The organism is Streptomyces sp. ID05-39B, assembly GCF_033794725.1.
Classification (GTDB): domain Bacteria; phylum Actinomycetota; class Actinomycetes; order Streptomycetales; family Streptomycetaceae; genus Streptomyces; species Streptomyces bobili.
Genome location: NZ_JARGEF010000277.1, coordinates 1 through 9,827, shown reverse-complemented (window position 1 = coordinate 9,827; position 9,827 = coordinate 1). Strand labels below are relative to the sequence as shown.

Here is a 9,827-nt window from a genome sequence, read left to right as displayed (position 1 = left end):
CGGGGGACGCCGTCCAGGAGGCCACGGGCGTCGGGAAGGGGCGGGGGCGAGCCGGTCGGGCCGGATGCCGCCGTACCGGTCAGCGTGCGTTCCACCGTGGGGCGCTCCTTCCGTTCCCCTCCACCCTTCGCCTCCGGTGACGCCGCTGTCTGTGACCCACGCCACGCGACAGCCGATTCACAGCAACCTCTCAGGCGCCGGCCGTACCCAGGGACGTCAACGCGCCCACCCGTGTCACCGCCACTCGAACGCCCCTCCCTGATATTCCCCCACAAACCGTCAGGCCCGATGCGAAGATGGTCCGATGCCCGTCTCCTACGACACCCCCGAAGTCCTGGACCGTCGTGAGGGCCCCTACGGCGAGGTCGTCCTGCGCCGGCACGGGGGGCTGCTCCAGATCATCGCCAACGGCTGTTTCCTGATGGACACCTCCGACGGCCGCTCGGAACGCCTGCTGGTGGACGCCGCCCTCACCGCGCTGGACGGCCGCCCTGCACCACACGTGCTGATCGGCGGCCTGGGCGTCGGATTCTCGCTCGCACACGCCGCAGCCGACCCCCGCTGGGGCCGCGTCACGGTCGTCGAGCGCGAACGCGCCGTCATCGACTGGCACCTCGACGGCCCGCTCGCCGCCATCTCCCGCCCCGCGCTCGCCGATCCACGCACCGCGATCGTGGAGGCGGATCTGCTCGACTACGTCAATGAGACTTCCGACACGTTCGACGCGCTGTGTCTCGACATCGACAACGGGCCCGCCTGGACCGTCACGGAGGGCAACGACGGGCTGTACTCACCGGCCGGACTGGCAAGCTGCGCCCGGCTGTTGAGACCGGGCGGGGTCCTCGCGGTATGGTCCGCCCAGCCGTCTCCCAAATTCGAGGGAACCTTGGGGAATGCCGGGTTCCAACAGGTGCGTACCGAAGAGATCCCGGTTGCCCGAGGCGTGCCGGACGTCGTGCACCTCGCCGTCCGACCTGGATAGCAAAGCCGCGGTGACTCCCCGTACGCTGCTGCCCTGACGCAGATGCTTAAGGCGTCAACCGCAGTCATGCGCAGAAAAGGAATCACCCCACTGGTTCCGGAAAGCACACTTCAGGGGCGGGCGATGGAGCAGACACACACCGCGCACAACGGCACGGCGACGGCGACACCCGGTGCGCAGCGGCGGGTTCTGGTGGTCGAGGACGACCCCACGATCGTCGACGCCATCGCGGCCCGCCTGCGTGCCGAGGGATTCCTCGTGCAAACGGCGGGTGACGGCCCGACGGCCGTCGACACCGCGGAGGCCTGGCAGCCCGATCTGCTGATCCTCGACATCATGCTGCCCGGCTTCGACGGTCTGGAGGTCTGCCGTCGCGTGCAGGCCGCCCGTCCGGTGCCGGTACTGATGCTCACCGCGCGCGACGACGAGACCGACATGCTGGTCGGCCTCGGCGTGGGCGCCGACGACTACATGACCAAGCCGTTCTCGATGCGGGAGCTGGCCGCGCGCGTGCACGTCCTGCTGCGCCGCGTGGAGCGCGCCGCGATCGCGGCCTCGACGCCGCGCAGCGGGATACTGCGGCTCGGCGAGCTGGAGATCGACCACGCGCAGCGCCGCGTCCGGGTCCGCTCGGACGACGTGCATCTGACGCCCACCGAGTTCGACCTGCTGGTGTGCCTGGCGAACACCCCGCGCGCGGTGCTCTCGCGTGAGCAACTGCTGGCGGAGGTGTGGGACTGGGCGGACGCCTCGGGCACCCGCACCGTCGACAGCCACATCAAGGCGCTGCGGCGGAAGATCGGGGCCGAGCGGATCCGCACGGTGCACGGCGTGGGCTACGCGCTGGAGACCCCGACGCCATGAGCCGCGGGCCGGACGGACCGAGAAGCCCCGGGCGGCCCTGGGGCGGTGTACGCCCGTTCTCGATCAAGACCAAGCTGGGCACGCTGGTCGTCATCTCGGTGCTGATCACCACCGGGCTGATGATGATCGCCATGCGCACCGAGACCGAGCTGCGCTTCATCACGGTCTTCTCGATGATCGCCACCCTGCTGATCACGCAGTTCGTGGCGCACTCGCTGACCTCCCCGCTGGACGAGATGAACACCGTGGCCCGGTCCATCTCGCACGGCGACTACACCCGCCGGGTCAGCGAGAACCGCCGCGACGAGCTGGGCGACCTGGCCCAGACGATCAACCTCATGGCGGACGAGCTGGAGGCCCAGGACCGTCAGCGCAAGGAGCTGGTGGCCAACGTCTCGCACGAGCTGCGCACCCCCATCGCGGGTCTGCGCGCCGTCCTGGAGAACGTGGTCGACGGGATCTGCGAGGCCGACCCCGAGACCATGCGGACGGCGCTGAAGCAGACCGAGCGGCTGGGCAGGCTGGTGGAGACCCTGCTGGACCTGTCCCGCCTCGACAACGGCGTCGTACCGCTGCGCAGGCGGCGTTTCGAGGTGTGGCCGTATCTGTCCGGTGTGCTCAAGGAGGCCAACATGGTGGCCTCGGCCCGGGCCTCGATGGGCTCGGGTGGCAACCACACCCGTACGGACGTCCATCTGCACCTGGACGTGACCCCTCCGGAGCTGACCGCGCACGCGGACCCGGAGCGCATCCACCAGGTCGTCGCGAACCTCATAGACAACGCGGTCAAGCACAGTCCGCCGCACGGACGGGTGACGGTCAGGGCGCGGCGCGGGCCGCTGCCGGACTCGCTGGAGCTGGAGGTCCTGGACGAGGGACCCGGCATCCCGCGTTCGGAGTGGCACCGGGTCTTCGAGCGGTTCAACCGGGGAGTCGTCCGCCGGCCGCACGGCCCCGGCAGCGACGGCGGCACGGGTCTGGGACTGGCGATCGCCCGCTGGGCGGTCGATCTGCACGGAGGCCGGATCGGAGTGGCCGAATCCGAGCGGGGTTGCCGGATTCTTATCACTCTTCCGGGAGAGTCTCCCGTCCCAAGTTGACGTAAAGTTCCCAGCGGAGCCACAAGATCCACGCACGTTCGCCCAGTCGGACACGTGTGATCAGGCAGCCCGCCGACCGAGGTCGGCCCAGGTCCGCACGCTGAGCGTGCGCGACCTGCCTCAATGCATCCCGCTCACAGCGCAACCGCGTTTGTTTCCCGCCATTTCCACCCCCGAAACAGCCCTTCCGATGTGACTTACACGACGATGCGGTGGCCCGGCCTGACCTTCACCCTCGGGGAGGCGTAGCCTTTATTCCCGCTGTCCATCACCTTGTGAAGCGGAAGAGGGCGGTTGCCGCCGTGTCGCCACAGTCCCCCAGTAACGCATCGAGCATCTCGACCGACGCAGACCGAACGGGCAAGAATCCCGCGGCCGCGTTCGGACCGAACGAGTGGCTCGTCGACGAGATCTATCAGCAGTACCTCCAGGACCCGAATTCGGTAGACCGTGCCTGGTGGGACTTCTTCGCCGACTACAAGCCGGGCGCTGCCGCGCCTTCGGCTCCGGCGGGTACTGCGGCCGCGGGGGCCGCAGCGACCACCACCACGCCCGCGGCACCCGCCGCACCGGCGACGCCCGCTGCTCCGGCTGCTCCGGCCCAGGCCGCGCCCGCCGCACCGGCTCCCGCGCCGGCGCCGGTCACCCCGAAGCCCGCGGCGGCCCCTCCGGCTCCCGCCAAGGCTGCGGCCCCGGCCGCGAAGCCGGCGGCTGCCAAGGCCGAGCCGGCCGCCCCTGCCGAGGGCCCCGAGTTCGTGACGCTGCGCGGCCCGTCCGCCGCGGTCGCCAAGAACATGAACGCGTCCATCGAGGTCCCCACGGCCACGTCCGTGCGCGCGGTCCCGGTGAAGCTTCTGTTCGACAACCGCATCGTCATCAACAACCACCTCAAGCGGGCCCGGGGCGGGAAGATCTCCTTCACGCACCTGATCGGGTTCGCGATGGTGCAGGCCATCAAGGCCATGCCGTCGATGAACTGGCACTACGCGGAGAAGGACGGGAAGCCCACCCTCGTCAAGCCGCCGCACGTCAACTTCGGCCTGGCCATCGACCTGGTGAAGCCCAACGGCGACCGCCAGCTCGTCGTCGCCGGCATCAAGAAGGCCGAGACGCTGAACTTCTTCGAGTTCTGGCAGGCCTACGAGGACATCGTCCGCCGCGCCCGCGACGGCAAGCTGACGATGGACGACTTCACCGGTGTCACGGTCTCGCTGACCAACCCCGGCGGCCTCGGCACCGTCCACTCCGTGCCGCGTCTGATGCCCGCCCAGTCGGTCATCATGGGCGTCGGCTCGATGGACTACCCGGCGGAGTTCCAGGGCACCAGCCAGGACACCCTGAACAAGCTCGGCATCTCGAAGGTCATGACGCTCACGTCGACCTACGACCACCGGGTCATCCAGGGCGCCGCGTCCGGCGAGTTCCTGCGCGTCGTCGCGAACTTCCTCCTCGGCGAGCAGGGCTTCTACGACGAGATCTTCGAGGCGCTGCGCATCCCCTACGAGCCGGTCCGCTGGCTCAAGGACATCGACGCCAGCCACGACGACGACGTCACCAAGGCCGCCCGCGTCTTCGAGCTGATCCACTCCTACCGGGTCCGCGGCCACGTCATGGCCGACACCGACCCGCTGGAGTACCGCCAGCGCAAGCACCCCGACCTGGACATCACCGAGCACGGCCTGACGCTCTGGGACCTGGAGCGCGAGTTCGCCGTCGGCGGCTTCGCCGGCAAGTCCCTGATGAAGCTGCGCGACATCCTCGGCGTGCTGCGCGACTCGTACTGCCGCACCACCGGCGTCGAGTTCATGCACATCCAGGACCCGAAGCAGCGCCGCTGGATCCAGGACCGCATCGAGCGCTCGCACACCAAGCCGGAGCGCGAGGAGCAGCTGCGCATCCTGCGCCGGCTGAACGCGGCGGAGGCCTTCGAGACCTTCCTGCAGACGAAGTACGTCGGCCAGAAGCGCTTCTCCCTGGAGGGCGGCGAGTCCGTCATCCCGCTGCTCGACGCGGTGCTGGACTCGGCCGCCGAGTCCCGTCTCGACGAGGTCGTCATCGGCATGGCCCACCGCGGCCGGCTGAACGTCCTGGCGAACATCGTCGGCAAGTCGTACGCGCAGATCTTCCGCGAGTTCGAGGGCAACCTCGACCCGAAGTCGATGCACGGCTCCGGCGACGTCAAGTACCACCTGGGCGCCGAGGGCACCTTCACCGGCCTGGACGGCGAGCAGATCAAGGTCTCGCTGGCCGCGAACCCCTCCCACCTGGAGACGGTCGACCCGGTCATCGAGGGCATCGCCCGCGCCAAGCAGGACATCATCAACAAGGGCGGCACGGACTTCACGGTCCTCCCCGTCGCCCTGCACGGCGACGCGGCCTTCGCGGGCCAGGGCGTGGTGGCCGAGACCCTGAACATGTCGCAGCTGCGCGGCTACCGCACCGGCGGCACGGTCCACATCGTCATCAACAACCAGGTCGGCTTCACCGCGGCTCCCGAGTCCTCGCGTTCCTCGATGTACGCCACGGACGTGGCCCGCATGATCGAGGCTCCGATCTTCCACGTGAACGGCGACGACCCGGAGGCCGTCGTCCGCGTCGCGCGGCTGGCCTTCGAGTTCCGCCAGGCGTTCAACAAGGACGTGGTGATCGACCTCATCTGCTACCGCCGCCGCGGTCACAACGAGTCGGACAACCCGGCCTTCACCCAGCCGCTGATGTACGACCTGATCGACAAGAAGCGCTCGGTGCGCAAGCTCTACACCGAGTCCCTCATCGGTCGTGGCGACATCACCCTGGAAGAGGCCGAGCAGGCGCTGCAGGACTACCAGGGCCAGCTGGAGAAGGTCTTCACGGAGGTCCGTGAGGCCGTCACCGCCCAGCCCAGCGCGGGACCGGTGTCGGACCCGCAGGCGGAGTTCCCGGTCGCCGTGAACACCGCGGTCTCCGCGGAGGTCGTCAAGCGGATCGCCGAGTCGCAGGTCAACATCCCCGACTCCTTCCACGTACACCCGCGTCTGCTGCCGCAGCTGCAGCGCCGGGCGTCGATGGTCGAGGACGGCACCATCGACTGGGGCATGGGCGAGACCCTCGCGGTCGGCTCCCTCCTCCTGGAGGGCACCCCGGTCCGCCTGTCCGGCCAGGACTCCCAGCGGGGCACCTTCGGCCAGCGCCACGCGGTCCTCATCGACCGCGAGACGGGCGAGGAGCACACCCCGCTGCAGTACCTCGCCGAGGAGCAGGCGCGCTACAACGTCTACAACTCCCTGCTGTCCGAGTACGCGGTCATGGGCTTCGAGTACGGCTACTCGCTGGCCCGCCCCGACGCGCTCGTGCTGTGGGAGGCGCAGTTCGGCGACTTCGTCAACGGCGCGCAGACGATCGTCGACGAGTACATCTCGGCTGCGGAGCAGAAGTGGGGCCAGACGTCCGGCGTCACCCTGCTCCTCCCGCACGGCTACGAGGGCCAGGGCCCGGACCACTCCTCGGCCCGCGTCGAGCGCTTCCTCCAGCTGTGCGCCCAGAACAACATGACGGTCGCGATGCCCACGCTGCCGTCGAACTACTTCCACCTCCTGCGGTGGCAGGTGCACAACCCGCACCACAAGCCGCTGGTCGTCTTCACCCCGAAGTCGATGCTGCGCCTCAAGGCCGCGGCGTCGAAGGCGGAGGAGTTCACGACGGGCCAGTTCCGCCCCGTCATCGGCGACGCGTCGGTCGACCCGGCCGCCGTCAAGAAGGTCGTCTTCTGCGCCGGCAAGGTCTACTACGACCTGGAGGCCGAGCGTCAGAAGCGTGGCTCCACGGACACGGCGATCATCCGCATCGAGCGCCTGTACCCGCTGCCGGGTGCCGAGCTCCAGGCGGAGATCGCCAAGTACCCGAACGCCGCGAAGTACCTGTGGGCCCAGGAGGAGCCGGCCAACCAGGGCGCCTGGCCGTTCATCGCCCTGAACCTGATCGACCACCTGGACCTCGCCGTCGGCGCGGAGGTGCCGCACGGCGAGCGTCTGCGCCGCATCTCGCGGCCGCACGGCTCGTCCCCGGCGGTCGGCTCGGCCAAGCGCCACCAGGCCGAGCAGGAGCAGCTGGTGCGTGAGGTGTTCGAGGCGTAGGCGCCCTCGGCACCATCGGACAACGGCCGGGCCGCACCCCTTCCAGGGGGTGCGGCCCGGCCGTTTGCGCCCACTTATCCTTGACTCATGTACTTCACGGACCGGGGCATCGAAGAGCTGGAGAAGAGGCGCGGCGCGGAGGAGGTCACCTTCGAGTGGCTCGCCGAGCAGCTGCGGACGTTCGTCGACCTGAACCCGGACTTCGAGGTCCCGGTGGAGCGGCTGGCGACGTGGCTGGCCCGGCTGGACGACGAGGACGACGAGTGAGGCGTGAGCGTCGGCGTGTTGTGATGTTTGCCCGCGTGACGTTTGCCCGCGTGACGTTTGATGCCTGACGTTTGATGCGTGGCCTGTGGCGCGGAGGTTCACCGGCATGTGGGGCGCCCCTGAGGGGGCGCCCCTTTTTCGTGCCCGGCGGGACAGCTGGGGGATGACTGGAGACGGCTAGGGGCCGGCTGGGGGCCGTTCACCGGAAAGGGTGTCTTGACTTCGGGGACCCGCGATATATCGTGTTTTTCAGGAGACGCGATATGGCGTGTCGTCTCGCCGAGGAGGTCATCACCATGTCCGAGTGGTCCGTCGCCGAACCGAGGAAACTCTCCTTCGACGAGCCGGTGAGCGAGCTGCACGTCCGCCTCGTCGACGGGACGGTCAACGTGGTCGGCACCGACGGGGGTTCCGCCCGTCTGGAGGTCTCCCGGATCGAGGGACCCCCTCTCGTGGTCACCCACCGGGACGGGACACTGACGGTGGCGTACGAGGACCTGCCCTGGAAGGGCTTCCTCAAGTGGCTCGACCGCAAGGGCTGGCAGCGCAGTGCCGTCGTCTCGCTCGCCGTCCCGGCCGGCACCCGCGTCGAGGTGGGTGTCGTGAGCGCCGGCGCGGTGGTCTCCGGCCTCGACGGGCGCGCCGAGGTGAAGGGGGTCTCCGGCGACACGACCCTGGTGGGCCTCACGGGCCCGGTCCGCACGGACACCGTCTCAGGGAACGTGGAGGCGCAGGCCCTCACCGGCGACCTGCGCTTCAACTCCGTCTCCGGGGACCTGACCGTCGTCGAGGCGGGCTCCTCCGTGAAGGCCGACTCGGTGAGCGGCTCGATGATCGTCGACCTCGACCCGGCGGGCCGTCCCACCGACATCAGCCTGACCAGCGTCTCGGGCGAGATCGCCATCCGGCTGCCCCACCCGGCGGACGCGCAGGTGGAGGCGAACACCGCGAGCGGCTCGGTCTCCAACGCGTTCGAGGATCTCCGGGTCAGTGGCCACTGGGGCTCCAAGCGGATCACCGGCCGCCTCGGCACGGGCAGCGGCAGCCTCAAGGCCACGACGGTCTCCGGCTCCATCGCCCTGCTGCGCCGGCCTCCACTGGAGGACGGGCCGTGGGAGGCGGGGACCGCTCCGGCCGGCGAGCCCGCCGGTCCGGGAGACAATTCCCTGTCCGGGGACGGTTCCGCCGGGGACGGTTCCGCGTCCGGCCCGGACGCCGGCACGACCGACAAGAAGGTGCTCTGACATGCCTCCCGTCTTCGCCCACGGCCGCCTGCGCCTCTACCTGCTGAAGCTCCTGGACGAGGCCCCGCGCCACGGCTACGAGATGATCCGCCTCCTGGAGGAACGCTTCCAGGGGCTGTACGCGCCCTCGGCGGGCACCGTGTACCCCCGGCTCGCGAAGCTGGAGACCGAGGGCCTGGTCACCCACACCAGCGAGGGCGGCCGCAAGGTGTACGCCATCACCGACGCGGGGCGGGCAGAGCTGGCCGACCGCAGCGGTGAACTCGCCGACCTGGAACTGGAGATCCGTGAGTCGGTCGCCGAACTGGCCGCTGAGATCCGGGCCGATGTGCGCGGCGCGGCGGGCGACCTGCGGCGCGAGATGCGGGCGGCTGCCTCCGAGGCCCGCAACGGCACGGGTGCCGGTACCGGCACCGGGGAGCAGGGGGAGTACGGCGACAAGGAGTCGTGGCGGGTCGCCAAGGAGGAGATGCGGCGCGTCAAGCAGGAGTGGAAGGAGCAGGCCCGCCGCGCCAAGGACGAGAGCCGCCGGGCCCGCGAGGAGGCCCAACGGGCCCGCCGCCAGGCCAAGGAGGCCCAGGACCGGGCCGTGGCCCATGCGCAGGAGGAGGTCCAGCGCATAGCGCGACGGGTTCAGGAACAGGTCCAGGACCACTTCACGCGGGGTGACTGGCCGACGGGCGTCCGCGAGGGCCTGTCCGAACTGGCCAAGGAGTTCGGCGAGTTCGGAAAGGACTTCGGCAAGGAGTTCGGGAAGGACTTGGGCCGTGACTTCGGCAAGGACTTCGGCTTCGGCCGGGGCGGCGCCGAGAGCCCGGAGCGGCCCGAGGCGCCCGAGGGGTCGGCGCGGGCCGCGGGTCCCGCCGCCAAGGGCCCGGTCTACACCGAGACCCCGGCGGACTTCCCGGCCGGCATGGAGCCGTCCTGGGCCCACGAGGCGCCCGGCGACGACCCGGCCCGCGACCTGGACAGGCTCCTGGACCGCTTCCGCGACGACATCCGCGACGCGGCCCGCGACCACGGAGTCACCGCCGACCAGCTCCGAGAGGCCCGCCGCCACCTGTCGACGGCGGCGGCCCACATCGGGGTGATCCTTCGCACGGGCAGGGACTGAGGTACGAGGGAGGCACCGGCACCCCGCCACCCTCGGTCGCCGGTCGCCGGTCGCCGGTCGCCGGTCGCCGGTCGCCGGTCGCCGGTCACCAGGGCCGGGCCCTGCCCGCCGCCCGACACCACCACGCCCCCGATACCCCGGCAC

General features: G+C 70.2%; 7 protein-coding genes. All 7 read left to right on the top strand.

Annotation, left to right across the window (positions count from 1 at the left end; genetic code table 11):
* The first annotated feature begins 304 nt into the window (after positions 1–304).
* The 7 genes from P1P75_RS35800 (at position 305) to P1P75_RS35770 (ending at position 9,683) form a co-directional block, all read left to right on the top strand.
* Positions 305–982 carry a spermidine synthase gene (locus P1P75_RS35800; protein ID WP_319263360.1) on the top strand — a complete coding sequence of 226 codons (678 nt, stop codon included), beginning with the start codon at positions 305–307 and terminating at the stop codon, positions 980–982.
* A 123-nt stretch (positions 983–1,105) separates the two neighbouring features.
* Positions 1,106–1,846, top strand: coding sequence for a response regulator transcription factor (locus P1P75_RS35795; protein ID WP_319263358.1), 741 nt, complete (start codon positions 1,106–1,108; stop codon positions 1,844–1,846).
* Complete coding sequence (locus tag P1P75_RS35790; RefSeq protein WP_319263356.1) at positions 1,843–2,946, top strand: ATP-binding protein; 1,104 nt, start codon at positions 1,843–1,845, stop codon at positions 2,944–2,946. Before P1P75_RS35795 ends, P1P75_RS35790 begins: the two co-directional genes overlap by 4 nt.
* Before the next feature lie 302 nt (positions 2,947–3,248).
* Positions 3,249–7,058: a multifunctional oxoglutarate decarboxylase/oxoglutarate dehydrogenase thiamine pyrophosphate-binding subunit/dihydrolipoyllysine-residue succinyltransferase subunit gene (locus tag P1P75_RS35785; protein WP_319263354.1), complete on the top strand. Its 3,810-nt coding sequence runs from the start codon at positions 3,249–3,251 to the stop codon at positions 7,056–7,058.
* Between the two features lie 87 nt (positions 7,059–7,145).
* Positions 7,146–7,325, top strand: a complete 180-nt coding sequence (locus P1P75_RS35780; protein ID WP_073491365.1) for a DUF6104 family protein — start codon at positions 7,146–7,148, stop codon at positions 7,323–7,325.
* 296 nt (positions 7,326–7,621) lie between these two features.
* Positions 7,622–8,569, top strand: a complete 948-nt coding sequence (locus tag P1P75_RS35775; protein ID WP_319263361.1) for a DUF4097 family beta strand repeat-containing protein — start codon at positions 7,622–7,624, stop codon at positions 8,567–8,569.
* A 1-nt stretch (position 8,570) separates the two neighbouring features.
* A complete protein-coding gene (locus P1P75_RS35770) occupies positions 8,571–9,683 on the top strand; it encodes a helix-turn-helix transcriptional regulator (protein WP_319263352.1) in 1,113 nt (370 codons plus the stop codon).
* The last annotated feature ends 144 nt before the right edge of the window (positions 9,684–9,827 follow it).

What these genes read in the sequence shown, in the direction of transcription:
- P1P75_RS35790 (WP_319263356.1), top strand. Translation starts at nt 1,843, where the DNA reads ATGAGCCGCGGGCCGGACGGACCGAGAAGCCCCGGGCGGCCCTGGGGC.
- P1P75_RS35770 (WP_319263352.1), top strand. Translation starts at nt 8,571, where the DNA reads ATGCCTCCCGTCTTCGCCCACGGCCGCCTGCGCCTCTACCTGCTGAAG.
- P1P75_RS35780 (WP_073491365.1), top strand. Translation starts at nt 7,146, where the DNA reads ATGTACTTCACGGACCGGGGCATCGAAGAGCTGGAGAAGAGGCGCGGC.
- P1P75_RS35795 (WP_319263358.1), top strand. Translation starts at nt 1,106, where the DNA reads ATGGAGCAGACACACACCGCGCACAACGGCACGGCGACGGCGACACCC.
- P1P75_RS35800 (WP_319263360.1), top strand. Translation starts at nt 305, where the DNA reads ATGCCCGTCTCCTACGACACCCCCGAAGTCCTGGACCGTCGTGAGGGC.
- P1P75_RS35775 (WP_319263361.1), top strand. Translation starts at nt 7,622, where the DNA reads ATGTCCGAGTGGTCCGTCGCCGAACCGAGGAAACTCTCCTTCGACGAG.